12 protein-coding genes and 1 tRNA gene are annotated in these 17,914 nt (G+C 60.8%); all 13 read right to left on the minus strand.

Features of this window, described 5'->3' with window-relative positions:
- Positions 1 to 620 precede the first annotated feature (620 nt).
- Positions 621 to 3,362, minus strand: a complete 2,742-nt coding sequence (locus tag CXQ94_RS13915; protein ID WP_104091177.1) for a LuxR family transcriptional regulator — start codon at positions 3,360 to 3,362, stop codon at positions 621 to 623.
- Entirely contained in the window at positions 3,359 to 6,091 is a 2,733-nt protein-coding gene (locus tag CXQ94_RS13920) for a helix-turn-helix transcriptional regulator (RefSeq protein WP_181034225.1), read from the minus strand. The genes CXQ94_RS13915 and CXQ94_RS13920 overlap by 4 nt, the downstream gene beginning before the upstream one ends.
- A gap of 167 nt (positions 6,092 to 6,258) precedes the next feature.
- On the minus strand, positions 6,259 to 6,837 hold the full coding sequence (pth, locus tag CXQ94_RS13925) for an aminoacyl-tRNA hydrolase (RefSeq protein WP_104091179.1): 579 nt from the start codon (positions 6,835 to 6,837) through the stop codon (positions 6,259 to 6,261).
- 9 nt (positions 6,838 to 6,846) lie between these two features.
- Complete coding sequence (locus CXQ94_RS13930) at positions 6,847 to 7,413, minus strand: 50S ribosomal protein L25/general stress protein Ctc (protein WP_104091180.1); 567 nt, start codon at positions 7,411 to 7,413, stop codon at positions 6,847 to 6,849.
- Positions 7,414 to 7,913: 500 nt separating this feature from the next.
- Positions 7,914 to 8,894 carry a ribose-phosphate diphosphokinase gene (locus tag CXQ94_RS13935; protein WP_104091181.1) on the minus strand — a complete coding sequence of 327 codons (981 nt, stop codon included), beginning with the start codon at positions 8,892 to 8,894 and terminating at the stop codon, positions 7,914 to 7,916.
- Positions 8,895 to 8,933: 39 nt separating this feature from the next.
- Entirely contained in the window at positions 8,934 to 10,397 is a 1,464-nt protein-coding gene (gene glmU, locus CXQ94_RS13940; protein WP_104091182.1) for a bifunctional UDP-N-acetylglucosamine diphosphorylase/glucosamine-1-phosphate N-acetyltransferase GlmU, read from the minus strand.
- Between the two features lie 101 nt (positions 10,398 to 10,498).
- Positions 10,499 to 10,570, minus strand: a tRNA-Gln gene (locus tag CXQ94_RS13945).
- A 192-nt stretch (positions 10,571 to 10,762) separates the two neighbouring features.
- Positions 10,763 to 11,518 carry a hypothetical protein gene (locus CXQ94_RS22905; protein WP_146070321.1) on the minus strand — a complete coding sequence of 252 codons (756 nt, stop codon included), beginning with the start codon at positions 11,516 to 11,518 and terminating at the stop codon, positions 10,763 to 10,765.
- A 264-nt stretch (positions 11,519 to 11,782) separates the two neighbouring features.
- Positions 11,783 to 13,564, minus strand: a complete 1,782-nt coding sequence (locus CXQ94_RS13955) for an ABC-F family ATP-binding cassette domain-containing protein (RefSeq protein WP_104091184.1) — start codon at positions 13,562 to 13,564, stop codon at positions 11,783 to 11,785.
- 24 nt (positions 13,565 to 13,588) lie between these two features.
- Entirely contained in the window at positions 13,589 to 14,578 is a 990-nt protein-coding gene (locus tag CXQ94_RS13960; RefSeq protein ID WP_258067101.1) for a 4-(cytidine 5'-diphospho)-2-C-methyl-D-erythritol kinase, read from the minus strand.
- 5 nt (positions 14,579 to 14,583) lie between these two features.
- Positions 14,584 to 15,462 (minus strand): 16S rRNA (adenine(1518)-N(6)/adenine(1519)-N(6))-dimethyltransferase RsmA, encoded by an 879-nt coding sequence (gene rsmA, locus CXQ94_RS13965; protein ID WP_104091186.1) that lies wholly within the window; start codon positions 15,460 to 15,462, stop codon positions 14,584 to 14,586.
- Positions 15,463 to 15,556: 94 nt separating this feature from the next.
- Positions 15,557 to 16,702, minus strand: coding sequence for a resuscitation-promoting factor (locus tag CXQ94_RS13970; protein ID WP_104091187.1), 1,146 nt, complete (start codon positions 16,700 to 16,702; stop codon positions 15,557 to 15,559).
- Positions 16,703 to 16,952: 250 nt separating this feature from the next.
- Positions 16,953 to 17,909: a TatD family hydrolase gene (locus CXQ94_RS13975; RefSeq protein ID WP_104091188.1), complete on the minus strand. Its 957-nt coding sequence runs from the start codon at positions 17,907 to 17,909 to the stop codon at positions 16,953 to 16,955.
- Between the last annotated feature and the right edge of the window lie 5 nt (positions 17,910 to 17,914).

A 17,914-nucleotide genomic window follows, 5' to 3' on the forward strand; every position in this document is an offset into this window, starting at 1 on the left:
AATTCCCAAAATGACCACAGCGGTGCTGGAGGGGAGCCGACGACGGCTGGGGGAAAGCCTTGGTCTCAGAAGGCTTATCCGCCGCCGGCTCCGAATGAGGAGCCCAACGATAGTCGCGGGGCAGTGGGGGCGCTGTAGTCGTGACATCTCGGGCCGTTTGTTCAGCTTCTGAGCAAATTCCCACGGCATGGGTGAGACGGCATTCGGTGCCGCGAGTTGCCTGACGAATTGGACCGAACATAACGAGACCTTTCCATGAGAGACCGTCTGGAATAGTTCAAGTCAAGTGGTTCGGCTCTCATGGGGCACGGGTGTCTGCTACCCGATTAAGGGACTTCACCAGTACTTAGTCAAAACCGAGTACTCGATTTTCGGTGCCGTTTTTTGCTGGCCCACCACGGAGTATTCGGAGAATTGGCTTTTTTCAAGCGGAATTGCAGAGACTGGCCGCCCAAATTTTGCGCGGCGTCCCAGCGATTCCGGGCTCCACGGGCATCCCGCTTCACCGTGCTTCGGCGTAGGGAGGAAACCTGAATGCAGCGTGTGCGGCAGCCAATTTCCACGCCGTACTCAAGTAGTTGTTCCGGGGATAGTTCTTCGCTGTGTGTATCTTCTGCTCGCTACTGTTGGCTGGGCAATCTCGCGGGAAGGTCGTCGCGTCCGGAAATGCCGAGTTTTGAGTAGCAACGGTACAAATGACCCTCGACTGTCCGCACAGACAAATGCAGTTCCTGGGCAATCTCACGATCAGTGTGTCCCGATATTGCAAGTGTGGTGATCTCTCGCTCCCGGCGGGTGAGTTTCACCTTCGCTAGCGCAGCCGCCGGCTGCATGAACGTTGAACCGTTGGGTTCCCCCGACAAGCCCGCCTCTGGTACCCGCCTGGCCGATCGGGCATCGCCCGGTTGCAAGTGGAACCCGTCGGCGTCAAAAGCAGTGTTTGAATACCATTCCATACTGGAAAGATCCGCGGTTCGTTCCTTGACAGAACGCCTGGCTGCCTTCAATCCCTTAGTGGGCGTCGGTGAAAGTTGCTCCTGTCCAAAACGGAGCAGCGCAGCCGCCCAGGGTCCCTCAACGACGGCAGCCAATTCAGTCAGCCTGACTAGGGCCGAGGTATCGCCCAATTCAACTGCCAACGATAGCGCGTTGAGTTCCAGGAGTGCGGACTCTTCATTGCGGGCTGCAGTTGCTAGGTCGTTCAGCGCCGCCAAGCCTCCGCCGTCGTGCAGCAGGTACTCGCGACCAGCGGCAAGGAATGCTCGCTCGTGCGCAGTCACAAGGAACAGACCCGGCCGCTCCAAATAGCCGTCCAACAAATCGGCGGCCCGTTTAGTTTCGCCCACCCGTGCTGAGGCATAGACCACCATGGCCGTGCAAAAACCGAGTAGTTGCTGGGGATCATTCATGCTCAAGGACTCAATGCCCGGCAACATTACTTCCAGTGCCTTCTCCAGCTGTCCCTGCCGAATGAAACCCATACCCCTGGCCACCGTGGCCCCCCCACCAAAGACCATGACCACAGGGCCTGTATCCACGGAGAAGGTGTCCAACAGCTGTCCGGCAACCGATAAATCTCCACTTGTCAGCGCGGCACACAGCTGGCGAAAAATTATCATCTCAGGGAGAAAAAACACGTCGTGGTCCGCCGAGTGCTCGATAGCAAAGGCCTCCATAGCCCGTTTAAACCCCTGGTCAGGAAAACCTTGTGCGCAAAGCCGTTCAGAATCCATGGCAAGGGCAAATGACTTGTTGAGCTTGTACTCCTCGTCCTGAAGTCCCGCACCATTTTCCAGAATGGAATCGATCAGCGGTGGCATGCGCCGATAGTCCCCCGTTTGGGAGAGCACCATCAGTTCCAGCAGATTTGAGTTCGCCTGGACATGCTCCCGGATCATGTCCGCATCGGCGGGAGTCACCATTACCAAACGTTCACCTGCTGCCCGCAAATGCACGGCGTCGTTTTCAATGCTTGAGACCGGCATGCCCAATGCAGATCTGGTGATAGCACCCAACAGTGAACCGAACATCAAATCCGCAAGATTCGTTGCCTCGTCAAAACCGCCGTCGAGCAGTTCTGCCGCGTCCTGATATTCTGCGAGCGTGTATTTGGCCCGGGCACGGACCACTCTGGCGCGAAAAGCGTTGGGACCTTTGCGAATACGTTCTAGCAGATGCAGCGCGACAACTGGTTGCACGAGTTTGCAGGCAAAGATGGCGGCCTGCAACAGCTGTTCCTCGGACACGTCTAATCCGCTGTCCACCGCCCATGTCACCCGGCGAAGCAAGGATTCAGACGAGGCGGGGTCAGCGTCGAGCCTTTCGATCAGGCGTTCGTACAGGACCCTGCTTTGTGTGGGGGTGACCATGTGCCTGATGACGTCCCCATAGATAGGATTGACCAGACGAAGCATGCCCGGCTCCGCCGCTTGTTCCTTCACCAGTTCGCGGTCCCGAAGTTCCCGAACGGTGTCGGCCCCACCAATTTCGTTGGCGGTTTCCAGTGCGATGGGTTCGGCCAGCGCCACCAAGTGCAGGGTTGTCTCGGCGGCGGCACTTAGCCCGCGAATTTGCTGGCTCACCACCTCGCCCAGCGACCTGCTGACGTTGCTCACGGCGACCCCGCGTCGATAGACCCACAAACCGTCGCGCACCTGCACCCGGCCCTCCGTTACCGCTTCCTCGATGAGCAATCTAAGCAACAGGACATTACCGCCAGAGGAAGACCACAGATACCAGCTGATTGCAGGGAGAACCGGGCCGCCGAGCATCGCCACACAGAACTCGTGCCCCTGCTCACGGGTGAGCGGATATAGTTCGATGCTTTCGGCCATGCCACTGGACCAGAGCTTGGGCAGTGAATGGGGCATGGTTTTGGAGCGCAAGTGAGAGGCCACCACACGGACAGTTCCTGAGAGTGCCAGGCCCACCAGGAGGTCGGCCGTTGAAGGGTCGATGGCGTGGGCGTCATCAATGATGATTACGGGGGTGGCCGGATCCCCCGGGATCAATGGTGAACGTTGCCTGTCCAGGGCCGAAAGCATACCCCTGAGAACGTTCATGCGCACGGATACGTCGTCAAGGGAAAGTTCATGAAGGAAAGGCGCCAAGGCTCCGTACGGCACGGCAGAAAGCGACGGTGTTCCGTGGACTGACAAAACAGGTCCCCGCTTCCCGAGCTGCACCGCCAGCTCGCGAAGGACACTCGATGCCCCCAGACCGGTGTCATACCTGACGAAAACAGCCCGGCAATCCTCACCTTCGATAGCGGTGAGGATGTCCTCTAGTTCCGCGCCACGGCAAAAATAGGGGTGAAACCCGTGAGAGCCGACCTCCGCCATTTGGTCCCGGCGAACCGTCATGAGACTTCCCGGATTTGCATTAATTCTTTTCGGGAACTGATTCCAAGTTTGTCAAAAACCTGGTAAAGATGACCTTCCACAGTTCTCACTGAAACCCCCATCTTCTCGGCAATCGCACGGTTCCCTAAGCCGCGACTAGCCAACTTGGCTACCTGCAATTCCCGTTGTGTCAGCCTTACCCGCTCACTTTGGGGCACAAGTGGCATCATGGGAATGCTCAAAACAAGCCTGTCCAGCCTTTCTTGAGCCGCCCGGGCCCGCCTGGAATCGCCGGCTTCCCGCGCGAAGTCAAGCGCCACTACCGAACACCTGGATTCGACGGCTGGCAAGTTCAGGCCCTCGGCAAGGTTTGCCGCAGCCAGGGCAGCGATCGGATCCTTTTGCTGGCATGCCTGTGCCAGCAAAACCGAAATCTCGGCCATGGGGCCCTGCCGTCGAGAGGACACCTGTTCCAACAGCTCAAACTGAGGACGGGCACCATAGGCGGTGGCACCAAACAAACTCATCGACGCCGTCGTAACCCTGCCGCAGGCAATGTCGGCAAGGGCGGATTCCATCATCTGCCCTGAAGCGTTAGGATCGTCCATCCAATTCGATGCCATCTTGCAAAAGAACTCCCCCACCGCGCGATTGATCCATGTACCAGGAACCTCCCTTGCCTGCGCCAGTGCAAGGTACATGGCCGCTTCGCTGGAATTACCCACTTGTGCAAATGCCAACGCCAACGCAGAATATGCCAGCACGCAAGTGTTGTAGGTGTCCCGCATTTCCAGCTGCGCTGCCGCCACCAGCAACACCTCAGTTGCCTCCGAACCCCATCCGGCGTAGGTGTAAGCCAACCCCATACCGAGCTCAACTATTCCCCCACTGTATTGCGAGGATTGCGCCATAGTGGACATGACGGAATTGAGCACCTCAAGACACTTTTGCCATTGCCCCGTCCACGTCAACGCCAAAACTAGGCCGTGAAGGTGAAAATCTGTCTGTCGCAAGACAATTCCGCTGTTTTCAAGCTCCGATTCAATGGTTTCAAACAATTCGATGGCGTCCAGTTCGCGACCCAAGACCGCCCAAACGTGGACCAACAGGCTGGCACAGTTGAGTCTGTACTCTGGATCGGAACGATCCTTGAAACCTTCTTCCAACCCGGGCGCAGCTTCCACGAATTGGCCTCGGTAGACCTGAAATTCAAAGGTTGCCAAATTCAGTATTTTGACTGCTCGACCGTGCGAGGAAAATTCCACATTTTCCGCCTCCACATGTTCGCGCGCCTTGGCCAGGATCGCAGGTATGCGCTCATGTCCGTCGGGCACCCACAGCAGAGAACTTGTCAGGCCAGCAACCCAGCTGGCGTATTCGCAGATGTCGTTTCCCGCTTCAGCTGTGTCTCTTATTTCGTCCAGTACGAGGACTGCGCGGGCGTAGTCGGCCAGGATACTGTAGGCACTGCGCTTTATGAGCGCTGCCTGGAGGGCCAAGGGGTGGCTGCTGTCAATAGTTGCCACACATTTTAAGGCCAGCCCTGGGTCAACAAGTCTGACAGCTTCCTTGGCCGCCGCTAGCGCTACCTCGGGCAGCAAGGTCATACCTGCATCGTGGGCCCAGGCGGCAATGGCCAGCAACTCATGGCTGCGCAGCAGGGCCAGATCAGGAGGTACCACCGAAATCATCTCCGCATACAAGGCAGCTTTTTCGTCCTGACTCAACCAGCCTCGGAGTGTTTCGCCTATGTAGGGCTGGCGCAGGGAGGCGTAGCGCCGGGCCCCCGTGCTGACTTTGAGGTAGCCGCGTTCTTCCATCTCCGCCGCAACGTCGTGGCCCAACGCATCCATGACGACCGACAATGGTGCACGTCTGATCAGTGACATCTTTTCAATGCCCTTCCTGACCTGACTGCTTTCACCGGCCAACCGCGACTGAACCAGATCGGAGAGGAAACTGGAGGGATCCAGACGAAGTTCACCGTGTATCACCCAGGTGGCGTTGTGCTTGAGAAGCGTCCCCCGCCCCACTTGTTCGCTGACAAGTGCATGCAACACGAGCGGATTGCCGCCGCTGCAAGTGTGCAAAGCGGTTACGGCGGAGGCAGCCACAGATCCGCCGAGGGCCATCCCGATGAGTTTGCGGGCTTCAACCCATGACAGATTCTCCAGCTGCGTTTCAGAGAGGAGCCCGTCCTTGAGCAACCACAAAAGATCTTCCGGCATATCGCTGGTCTGCCTGGCCAGTACTAATATCTTTGCCGTGCCGCTGAAGATGAGATGCATCAGCACGCCCATGCTCTGAGTGTCAACGCTAGGCATGTCATCCAGAATCAACAAGACAGGCTTTCCGCCAGCCTCAGCGCAAATATTTTCCGTTATGCGATGGATGACGGCCATGGGGAAATCCTGACCCAATTGGGGCAGCCTCGCCATATAAAGTGCCAAAGTGCCATAGGGAACAGTGGTGTCGAGTCCCGCACCAAACAATCGCACCACATGGTGAGTGCCAGCCAAGTAGGTTTCAATGGACCGGGCCAACGTGGTTTTTCCTACGCCCCGAGGACCAGTGACGGCAACCCCATGGGTGTCTGAACGGAGCAACTCAGCGGCAGTCTCGGCGACAACATCTTGGCGAATGAAGGAAGACCAGCGCCGCCGGTCTTCAGCTCCCATGGCGCGCCTCTGGGAACCATGCTCCCCACCTTTTTCCGTGCTGGGTGAGGCACCGCCCCATACGGTCGTCATGTCTAAAAAGCCCCTTACGCCACGCTGAGCCATGAAAACGTGTCTTGTCTAACACTTTTCCGCGCGTAAGGCGATTGTAACAGCGATAGTGACCTCGTTGGTCAAATAATGGAACTCAGACAAGTATCGTTACTCGAGTACTCGCGAGGATCCTCCGGGCCTGAGGACTAGCTGGTGTGGAATTTCTCCTGCGCGGCCAAAAGACCCTCAGCGACGAGCATCTCGGTTGCATCGGAGGCGGCATCGAGAAGGAACGGCAAGGTCTTGGCCTCGGTGGAGGAAAAATCTCTCAACACGTGGCTGGCGGCATCCGCCCGCCCTGGCGGGCGGCCGACTCCGGCGCGGACACGGTAGTAGTCTTTGGTGCCCAAGGCGCGAGAAATATCGCGCAAGCCGTTGTGGCCGCCTTCGCCGCCACCCAGTTTGAGCTTGACTGTGTCAAAAGGGATGTCGATCTCGTCATGGATGGCAATCACATGATCGGCGGTGAGGTTATAGAACTTCGCCAGCGACGCCGTCGGGCCGCCACTGAGGTTCATGAAGACCGAGGGTTTGGCCAAGATAATTTTCGGCCCGCCAACAGCTAGTCGGCCAGTTGCTACCAGCGCTTTGGCTTTGTGGGTCTTGAAAGTGGCGCTCATGCGGGAGGCTAGTTCCTCAACCACCATGAAGCCAACATTGTGCCTATTACGGCTGTAGCCGGGCCCGGGATTCCCGAGCCCGACTACTAGCCAAGTATCACTCATAGGTGATTATTACTCTGCAGCTGCTTCAGCTTCAGCGACAACGGCCGGCTCAGCGAAGTGAACGATCAGCACGGTGCCTTCGGTAACCAGCTCGGAGTTGGTCGGCAGGACCAAGTCGGAAGCGTGGATGTGGGCGCCGGCGGTGCGGCCAGCAATGTCAACCTCGACGTGAACGGGCACGTGGGTTGCATCAGCGGAGAGGCTGATGGTCATGGTTTCCTGGTTGACAACAACCGAGGCAGCAGCTTCACCAACGATGACGACGGGAACGTCAACGTCAACCTTCTCGCCCTTCTGGACGGTCAACAGGTCGATGTGCTCGACGATCTGAAGTACGGGGTCCTTCTGAACATCCTTCACCAGGGCGAGGTGCTCAACGCCATCAACCGTGACGGTCAACAGTGCGTTGGCGCCGCGGATGGCGCGAACGGTTTCGCGCTCCGGCAGAACGATGTGCAAGGGAGCAACACCGTGTCCGTAGATTACTGCGGGGATCTGCTTGGCGCGGCGGATGCGACGTGCAGCGCCCTTGCCGAACTCGTTGCGTGCTTCACCGATCAGGTTCAATTCAGTCATGAAAAAAGCTCCTTCATTCACTAGGGTGGGCGTGGACTAAACAGGTCAACACAATCCACCACACGAATGCAAGGAGCGTAGAAGACCTAGTCGATCACGGACTCTTTGCTTTCGCAAGCGTCCCTCGCCAAGGTTTACTGGACAATCCTACCAGAACGACGGCGGCCGGCCAGCACTGTGGGCGTGACGCCCCGGCCCAGCATTTTTCCGTCCGACTATCCGACGCGTCGGCCGCGGGCGGCCTTTGGCTGGCCCCCAAGCGCGAGCGACCCGCTGCGAGCTTACGAGTAGTGGGAGCGCTTGGGGACTGACGTCGCCTACGAAACCCCGGCTCCGCCGCGACGCTCGGTGCAAGGTGGCGGAGCCGGCATTTTTTGTAGGCTGCGTAAAGGAGGCCAGCGAGGCCGCCCGCGGCCGGCAGGCCGGATAGCAGCCGGAAAAATGCCGGGCCACCACCGTTGGCGACCAAAAGCCACTGCCGGTGTCGAGCAGCTCGCTGGTTAGGCGTTGCCGTCGAAGAGGCTGGTTACTGAGCCGTCCTCGAATACTTCCTTGATGGCGCGAGCCAGCAACGGTGCAATGGAGAGCACGGTCAGCGTGGGGAAGCGCTTCTCTTCCGGGATGGGCAGCGTGTTGGTGACAACCACTTCGCGGGCACCGCAGTTGGCCAGACGCTCAGCTGCCGGATCAGAGAAGATGGCGTGCGTGGCGGCGATGATGACATCCTTGGCGCCCGCATCCTTCAGAACACGAACAGCGCCTGCGATGGTTCCACCGGTGTCGATCATGTCATCGATCAAAACGCAGGTGCGTCCCTCAACCTGTCCCACCACGGTCTTGGAAACAGCCTGGTTCGGCACCGTCAAATCACGTGACTTGTGCACGAAGGCCAGCGGAGCCCCACCCAAGCGCTCGGCCCACTGCTCAGCCACACGCACACGGCCGGTATCGGGCGAGACAACAGTGACGTCGTCGTCCCCCACGATGGTGCGAATGTGATCAGCCAGCAACGGAATCGCAAACAGGTGATCAACGGGGCCGTCGAAGAAGCCCTGGATCTGCGCGGTGTGCAAGTCAACGCTCATGATGCGGTCAGCACCGGCGGTCTTGTACAGGTCCGCGACCAGACGGGCAGAGATCGGCTCGCGGCCACGGCCCTTCTTGTCCTGGCGTGAGTAGGGGTAGAACGGGGCCACCACGGTGATGCCACGGGCGGAGGCACGCTTCATGGAGTCGACCATGATCAGCTGCTCCATGAGCCAGTTGTTCAACGGGGCCGGGTGGGCCTGGATGATGAACACTTCCTTGCCGCGCACGCTCTCACCGGAACGGACGTAGATCTCGCCGTTGGCGAAGTCGTAGGCGGACATCGGCAGCAGCTCGGTGTTCAGGCAGCGCGCCACTTCCTCGGCCAGCTCGGGGTGGGCGCGGCCGGACGCCAAGACCAGTTTCTTGTCGACATTGTGGCTAAGTTCGCTCATGGGATCGCTTTCTCGCAGTGGTGGGGTAGGTGAGAAGTCTTAGTTGCCGGCATTTTCGGCAGCTTTTTCGGCTGCCTGCGCGGGGATGCTGCCGGGGCGGTTCGCCGCTGTCCAGCCTTGGGCGTTGCGCTGTGGGGCCACCGTCAGGCTCAACGCACCGGCGGGAACGTCCTTGCGCACAATGGCGCCAGCACCGGTGAAGGCTCCGTCGCCAACGGTTACGGGGGCCACGAACACGGTGTTTGAACCGGTACGCACGCCGGAGCCGATGATGGTGCGGTGCTTGTTCACGCCGTCGAAGTTGGCAGTGATGTTGCCGCAGCCAATGTTGGTGTCCTCACCGATCTCGGCATCCCCGGCATAACCCAGGTGGGAGAGCTTGGAGCCGCGGCCGATGGTGACGTTCTTGGTCTCATAGAACGCGCCAATTTTGCCGTCGGCACCCAAGACTGTCCCCGGGCGCAGGTAGGTAAAGGGACCCACGTGGGCGCCTTCACCGATGATGGCGCCGGAGCCGTGCGTGCGGGTTACTTCCGCCCCTGCCGCAATCTGGACGTCGGTCAGGGTGGAATCGGGACCGACGACGGCGTCGCGCGCCACAGTGGTTTTCCCGTGCAGCTGGGTGCCGGGCAGGATCGTGACGTCTTCGTCCAGGGTGACGGTGGAATCGATCCACGTGGTGGCGGGGTCGATGATGCTGACACCGGCGCGCATCCAGAATTCTACGATCCGGCGATTGTGTTCGGCGCCCAGGGTGGCCAGCTGCACGCGGTCGTTGGCGCCTTCAACCTGCCAGCGGTCGGTGGTGACTACCGCGGCGACGCGACCGCCGTCGTTCCTGGCCAGGCCGAGGACGTCGGTGAGGTACATCTCGCCCTGATTGTTGCTGGTGGTGACATTCTTCAAGGCCGTGCGCAGGACGGCGGCGTCAAAGGCGTAGATGCCCGAGTTGATTTCGCCGATTTCTCGTTCGGCGTCGGTGGCGTCTTTGTGCTCACGGATGCCAAGGACCGTACCGTCGCTGCTGTGGCGCAGGATACGGCCGTATCCTGTTGCGTCATCGAGGACTGCCGTGAGGACCGTGACAGCGTTGCCGTCCTGGACGTGAGTTTCCACGAGTTCGGTGAGTAGTCCGGTGGTCAGCAGGGGGACATCGCCATAGGTGACAACCACTGTTCCGGTGACTTCAGCATTAGCGTCTAGGACTTCCATTGCTGCCTGGACGGCCCTGCCCGTGCCGGGAATCTCGTCCTGGTCCACGATGAGCGCCTGAGGATCAAGTGCCTGGATGTGTTTGGCCACTGCGTCGCGTTCAAACCGGACGACGACGGCCAGGCGGTCGGGGTTCAGGCCCCGTGCTGCGGCTAGAGCATGGCCCACCATGGATACGCCGCCGATGGGGTGCAGGATCTTTGGTGTCCGAGACTTCATCCGGGTACCAGCACCGGCCGCCAGCACAATAACGGCGGAAGGGTTGAATGAGTTGGTGTCTTGGGGGCTCACTAAGTGGCGCTCCTACCCGGACCGGGGTCCGTTTTCAAACGTACGCAATGGGAAACAAGTCCATGTTACCCGTTCACAACATCGCCCGGATTTCTCTACTGTTCCGCCCATAGGATTCGAACCTATACTCCACAGCTCCAAAGGCTGGGGTGCTGCCATTACACCAGAGCGGAATGTGATCTAGTGCCATAACGCGTAGCTCACGAGAATATAGTGTGCCATGGCTGGGAGTGATTTCGCGAGTTGGGACCCGTGCGCCGGGCAAAAAACCTGTGGCGACGTGTCAAAATTCACAACACATTCGACGTCAGCGCACCACTCGGCGCGAAAAGTGCGCCACTTTGAAAGTGGCGCACCACACTCGGCTAACGGTGCGCAGAATTGATGCCCTGAAGCGCCATTCGCACCAAATCGATCAGGGTCTCGGGGTGGTAGAGCGCATCGCTGGCCTTGATATGCAAGGTTGGTACGCCCCGGATGGCAAGGACGTTGTAGCGTCGCAAATCTTCGGCCCATGCTTGGGCGGTGTTGTGGAATTTCTCTCCGTCGATTTCAATTCCAAGAACGCCCTCAACCAGCAGGTCCAGATGCCCCATACCTCGAATGGCGGCCTGCCCTTGAACGTTATGGCCGGCCTGGCGGAGGTGGTAGCGCCCCGAAGTTTCGGCAATCGATTGAGACTGAGGATCAATCATGTCGATGATGCGCCGGGCGCGGGCATCATTGCGCCTTTGAAAATTGCTTCGCAGCTGCTCTAGAGTGCACTTCTTTAGCACTACGGCAGATTCCAGGACGCAAAGCGCTTCGATGTCGGTTCCGCACTGCACGCAGTGTCTTAGAACATCCCAAAGCGTCAGCCGCCCCCGGATTCTGTGCACAAAACACCCGGGAACGGGCCGCCCATGCGCCGTTGCCACGTGGGTGGACGCCGGGACACGCAGTACCCAAAGCCCTAATTGTTCGGCCCGATTGAAACAATCCAGGTATGCCTGGTGAGCGGCCAAATGCAGGTCTTGATCGCTTGCACTCGGCAAAGCGAAGACACCACGTTCAACCTTGTAAATACGGCCAGAGGAAACAGCTTGGGTGAGGTCCCAGTCCGTCAGCCCGCTCAGTATCAAGTCCTTGCGTCTAGCCGCAGTGCCCCACCTCGCAATGGTGGCTTCGACCGATTTTTGGGTGCTTGTCTGTGGCTTCATGGCACCAGCCTGCCCTCAAAATGCGGGGCTCGGGAGCCCCGCCGTCGAAGGTGTGGACAAGAACGAGGGCCAGACGGGGTGTGGAGGGAGGCCTAGCTTTGGGGCAGCGCACCATACCCGGTCAAAAGTGCGCCACTTTGAAAGTGGCGCACCATTCCCAACTAACGGTGCGCAGAACCCAGGAGCCTATTCGAGGACCTCGGAGGCCTCCAGCCATTCGAGTTCCAGGCCAGCCCGCTCCTCGGCCAGCGTTGCCAGCTTTGCGTTGAGCCCGGCAAGGGCGTCATAGTCGCCTACGCTGGTGGCCATTTGCGCGTGAACCTTGGCGTCGGCCGCGGAATTCTTGGACAGCTGACGCTCCAGGCGGTTCAAGACCTTGCGGGCATCGCGCTTCTGGGCTTCGGAGGGACCCGACGGCGCTGCGGCGCCTTGGGAGGCTGCCGAGGACGACTTGCCCGCCAACGCAGCTTCTCGCAGTTCCAAGTACTGGTCCACTCCCCCGGGCAGCCCGCGAAGCTGGCCATCCCCGAGCAACGCCATCTGGTGGTCGGTGACCCGCTCCAACAGGTATCTGTCGTGAGAAACCACCACCAGGGTGCCCGGCCAGCCGTCCAGCACGTCCTCAACGGCGGCAAGGGTGTCGGTGTCGAGGTCGTTGGTGGGCTCATCGAGCATCAGCACGTTCGGCTCACCGACCAGCAGGCGCAGCAGTTGCAGACGACGGCGCTCACCACCGGAGAGGTCCTTGACCATGGTCCACTGCTTGTCCTTCGTGAAGCCGAGCTGCTCCACGAGCTGCCCCGCCGTCATGTCCTTGCCGCCAACCTCGAAGGAACGCTTCTCCCGTTCGATGACCTCAATGACACGCATACTCATGACATCGTCAAGCTCGCGGACCTCCTGGGTCAGCACGGCGGTCTGCACCGTCTTGCCGCGCTTCAAGCGCCCGGAGGTGGGCTCAATTTCACCGTTGAGCAACCGCAGCAAGGTGGTCTTGCCGGCACCGTTGACACCCACAATACCTAGGCGTTCCCCCGGGGCAAGGCGCAAAGTGATGTTGTCGAAGAGTTCCTTATCCCCGTAGGCAAGGGAAACGTTCTCCAGATCCAGCACGTCCTTGCCCTGGCGCGCGGTGGCCATCTTGGACAGGGCCACCGTGTCGCGCGGCTCGGGGACATCGGCGATCAGCTCGTTGGCGGCCTCAATGCGGAATTTGGGCTTGGCCGTCCGGGCCGGGGCGCCGCGGCGCAGCCAGGCCAGTTCCTTCTTCACCAGCTGAACACGCTTGGATTCCATCACGGACGCGGCACGGTCACGCTCGGCGCGGGCCAGTACATACGCGGCATATCCGCCGTCGAACGGGTCAATGATGCCGTCGTGAACTTCCCAGGTGCGGTTGCAGACTTCATCGAGGAACCAGCGATCGTGGGTCACGACCACGAAGGCACCCTCGTTGGCACGCCACCGCTGCTTGAGGTGCCTGGCCAACCAGGCCACACCCTCCACGTCCAGGTGGTTAGTGGGCTCATCGAGCATGATGACATCGTCATCGCCAATGAGCAGCTTGGCCAGGGCCACACGGCGCTTCTGCCCGCCGGAGAGCGAGTGGATGTTCGCGTCCCAGTCGACCTCACCCACCAGGGCGCCCATGATTTCGCGAATCTTCGGGTTGGATGCCCACACGTGATCGGCGGACTCACCCACGATGGCAAAGCCCACCGTGCTGTCGCCGTCGAGCACGTCAGACTGATCCAGGTAGCCCACATGGACCCCACCGCGCACAGTGACACGGCCGGAATCGGCAGTTTGCCGTCCGGAGAGCAGGCGCATCAGCGTGGACTTGCCATCACCGTTGCGCCCCACAATGCCAATCCTGTCGCCCTCTTCCAGCCCCACCGTCACGCCGTCCAGGACGGTGCGGGTAGCAAAGGCGATGGTGAGGTTTTCTCCTCCAAGGAGATGTGCCACGTCAAACCACTTTCATTGAGGAAATCATGCGTCGAATACTCTGTGTGCCCCGTGGACGGGGCCTTGCACGGCCAGGGCAACATAGCCGGCCGCAGTCAAATCTGTCACTAGTTCACGCCCGTGCTGCTCGTTCTGGGCCAGCACGGCAATGGTGGGACCGGAGCCCGACACCAGTGCCGCCAGCGCACCAGCGGTCCTGCCGGCACGCAGGGCAGTTGCCAGCCCGGGAGCCAGCGAGACGGCCGCCTCCTGCAGGTCGTTACCCAGGCAGGGCGCCAGCAAGGCGGGATCCCCGGCGCGCAGGGCCGCCAGGATCTGCGGATCCACTTCCGTGGGCTCCTGAATTTCGCGGCCATCACGCAGCTCATCCAGAGCCCCATAGACAACGGGAGTGGAAAGCCCCGCCTCGGACAACACCAACACCCAGTGCAACGGGTCTGGCGCCAGGGCTGCGGTGAGTTTGTCGCCCACGCCCAGCCCGACGGCGGCCCCTCCAAGAAGCGCGAATGGCACGTCTGCGCCGAGCTCGGCTCCGAGGTGTGCCAGTTCCTCGCGTGAGAGGCCGGCATGCCAGAGGGCGTCGCAGGCAACCAGTGCGGCCGCGGCGTCCGCCGAACCGCCGCCCATACCCCCGGCTATGGGGACGTGCTTGGTGATTTCCAGGTGCACACCACAGGCGTTCTCGCTGACGTCGGCGACAAGTTTTGCCGCACGGACGGCAAGGTTGCGCCCGTCCAGGGGAATGTTTGCCAGCAGATGCGGTGCCAGTGAACTGTTCTCGCTGATGCTGACGGTGATGTCGCTGGCCGGTGTGCCGGGCTTGGCCGTGGCCCGAACCTCCTCGTAAAGGGAGACGGCCAGGTAGGTGCTGGCCACCGAATGGTAGCCGTCTGACCGCAACGGCCCCACTTTGAAGGACGCGTTGATTTTGCCGGGGGCCTTGACACCAATGTGCCGGGGCCGTCCCGCCCAGTCGAAGTCTTCCCCGCCCGGTAGCGCGCGTTCTCTCTCCACGGGGCTCAAGCCAGCAGTGGGTTCTTGGCTTCGGCGATGCGAGCGAACGCGTTCACGTCGATCACTTCCCCGCGGGCACTGGGGTCAACGCCGGCGATGCGCAGGAACTTCTCCGCTTCCACCGCTCCCCCGGCCCAGCCGGCCAGGGCGGCGCGGAGGGTCTTGCGGCGCTGGGCAAACGCCGCATCGATCACGGCGAACACCTCTTCGCGGCTGGCATGGGTGACGGGGGGTTCGCGCCGGGTGAATTCGACCAGGCCGGAGGAGATTTTCGGTGCGGGCCAAAACACGTTCATGCCGATCACACCGGCTTTGCGCATCTGCGAGTACCAGGCGCCCTTGACCGAGGGCACCCCATACGTCTTGGAGCCGGGCCCGGCCACCATGCGGTCGGCCACCTCGTCCTGAACCATGACCAGCCCGTGCTTCAAGGACGGGAAGTGCTCCAACAGGTGCAACACCACCGGGACCGCCACGTTGTAGGGCAGATTGGCCACGAGGGCGGTGGGCTTGGCCGGAAGTTCGGTGACGCGCATGGCATCGGAAAGGACGACGTCGAGGTTCCCTGCTTTTTCGGGGCGGAAGGCGGCCACGGTGGAGGGCAGCTTCGCAGCCAGTACAGGGTCGATCTCTACGGCCACCACGCGTGCGGCGGCGTCGAGCAATCCCAGGGTCAGCGAGCCCAGTCCGGGGCCCACCTCCAACACGGTCTCGGCTGGGTCAACTTTGGCCGCTGCCACGATGCGGCGGATGGTGTTGCCGTCAATGACAAAGTTCTGGCCCAGCGTTTTGGTGGGGCGCACACCAATTTCCTCCGCAAGGCGGCGGATCTCAGTGGCGCCTAAAAGTGGCTGGGGTGCGGGGCTGGGCTCGGGCTTGGTCACTGGACAATCGTATCCGCTATTAAATAGGGACGCTCCCCGCTGGTCCTCAGGACCTGTGGGGAGCGTACCGCCATCTTTTGTGGCCTTGGTCGGTTTAGCGAACCACGTGGGCGCAACCCCACGGGCCCAGACCGGCTTTAGCGTAGTAAGTGTTGGCTACGGCAATTTGCTGAGCCTTGGTGGCCAGGCTGGCGTTGGGAGCGTAGGCGCCGCCGCCGTTGGCAAGCCAGGACGAGATGTCGAACTGCAGTCCGCCGTAGTAGCCGTTGCCGGAGTTGATAGACCAGTTCCCGGTTGATTCGCACTGCGCGATGGCGTCCCACATGGCCTCGTTGGACATGGCCGGTGCCGCTGCGCCGGTGTTGGCTGCGGCTTCCTTGGCCGGGCGGTCCTTGCCACCCACGGTCACCTGTGCTGCTACGGCCGGGGTGAGAACCTTTGAACCGGTCTCGGCTTTGCTAACCACGTTGCCATCGATGGTGACGGTGCGGAAAGTCTTTTCCAACGTGCCGGCCACACCGGCGCGGGTGGTGGACTTCTCATCCTTGAACTGGTTGGGGTCAACCACTTGTTCGGTATCAAAGGGAACTGCGGAGGTTTCGGAGGTGGCGCCGTCGTTGTTGACGCGGGAAACCTTGACCACCATGTTCTCCACGACCTTGGCCACTCCGGGAACGGAGACAAGATCGGTGGGGGCTACAGTGACCCCGGAGGCGGCGAGGACGTCGGCGACGGTCTCGGCGGTGGTGGTGGTGACGTTCTTCTTACCGTCGGCGATCACGGTGACAACTTTGGGGGTGATGATGCTGATGTCGCTGGAGTTGGCCAGGATGGCATCGGCCGGGAGGGAGACCTTGGCATTGGCGGCGATGCCAAGCTGGCTGATCAAGCCGCCGATCTTGGCCGAGGTGGTGGTGACCTTGTGTTCGGCGCCGTCGAGGTTCACGGTGATCTTCTTGGCCGTGTTGACAGTGATGTCGGTGCCGTTGCCCACTTCCGTGGTCAGCGACGGTGTGACGGCATCTCCTGCAGCAACCTTGACCCCTGCCGCGTCCAGGACCTGGGCTACGGAGCCACCAAATGTTTGGACTGAATTTGCCTGTCCGTCGACCGTGACCGAGACGGACTTGTTAGCGCCTGCGAAGGTCACCAGTCCTGCCACGAGGGCCAGGGCGACGGTGGCCTGCCCGGCAATCTTGAAAACGTTCGGCTTGCCATTGGTGGAGAAGAGAAAAGTCACTTGTTCCCGTAACTACTAGAGCACCCGGGCACGGGGAATGGCGAACAGTTGTGCACGTTTTTTACCCAAGGAAATCCAAGGAAAAAGACGTGCACAACTGTTCGTTCCGAACGGCAGCTGGGCCATCCAAATGAACGGTGGATCACCCAGCAACATTTCCGTTGGTCTTCCCCGACCACGGCTAATAGTTATCGAGCGTAACCTGTTCGTTACCATTTAGACAAGGAAAGGTAACGATCAACACCTTGGATCAGGCGTCCCAAGAGCCGTAAACGGCCTCCGTATTCGCCCGCAGCAACTCCCCCAAATCGGCCAGTTCGTACCCCAGCAATTGACCCATGGATTGCACCGTGTACGGCAGCATGTAGCTGGCATTGGGGCGCCCCCGGTGCGGGTGCGGCGTCAAAAATGGGGCGTCGGTTTCCACCAGCAGCAGGGCCGGATCGGCCACCGCCAGCGCCTCGCGCAAATTTTTTGCATTTTTAAACGTCAACGTCCCCGAAAACGACATGTACCAGCCGTTCTCGTTGCAGATCTTGGCCAGTTCGGCGTCGCCCGAGAAGCAGTGAAAAACCACGCACGACGGCGCACCCTCCTCCCGCAGCACATCCACCACGTCGCTGTGGGCGTCACGGTCGTGGATCTGCAGCGCAAGCGAGCGCTTTTTGGCAATTTCAATGTGCCGGCGGAACGAGTACTTTTGCCCTGCCACACCCTCGGGACCCGTGCGGAAGTAGTCAAGTCCGGTCTCGCCGATGGCACGGATTCGCGGGTGCGCGGCGAGTGCATCAATTTCCGCCAAGGCGGCATCCAGGGCTGAGACGCCGTCAGCCGTTGAGGCACCTGCCAACTCCGGCGCGTCATTGGGATGAATGGCCACGGCCCCCAGAACCCTGGGATCGGCATCCACCGCTTCAACGGTGAACCGGGAGGACGCCAAATCGCAGCCAACCTGCACGGCACCAGCAACACCAACGGCCTCGGCGGCGTCCAGCGCCTCCTTCAACCCCACCTGATGCCCCAACGACGAATCATCAAAGTCAAAATGCGTGTGGTTGTCGTAGACGGGAACCGGTAGGCGCAGCGGGGCCGGGGCAAATCCGGGGCGGGGCTTGCCGCCGTCGGGCTGCTCGCCTGCCTGCTGGAGGGATTCCGGCGCTGGCGCGGCGTCGCGGCGGTAGGGGCGGGGGACTTCCTGCGTGCACATGAGCT

This window comes from Arthrobacter sp. GMC3, assembly GCF_002929305.1.
Taxonomy (GTDB): Bacteria; Actinomycetota; Actinomycetes; order Actinomycetales; family Micrococcaceae; genus Specibacter.

Coding starts and splice junctions, on each gene's coding strand:
- CXQ94_RS13915 (WP_104091177.1), bottom strand. CDS start 3,362: ATGACGGTTCGCCGGGACCAAATGGCGGAGGTCGGCTCTCACGGGTTT.
- CXQ94_RS13920 (WP_181034225.1), bottom strand. CDS start 6,091: ATGACGACCGTATGGGGCGGTGCCTCACCCAGCACGGAAAAAGGTGGG.
- pth (WP_104091179.1), bottom strand. CDS start 6,837: ATGAGTGATACTTGGCTAGTAGTCGGGCTCGGGAATCCCGGGCCCGGC.
- CXQ94_RS13930 (WP_104091180.1), bottom strand. CDS start 7,413: ATGACTGAATTGAACCTGATCGGTGAAGCACGCAACGAGTTCGGCAAG.
- CXQ94_RS13935 (WP_104091181.1), bottom strand. CDS start 8,894: ATGAGCGAACTTAGCCACAATGTCGACAAGAAACTGGTCTTGGCGTCC.
- CXQ94_RS13975 (WP_104091188.1), bottom strand. CDS start 17,909: ATGTGCACGCAGGAAGTCCCCCGCCCCTACCGCCGCGACGCCGCGCCA.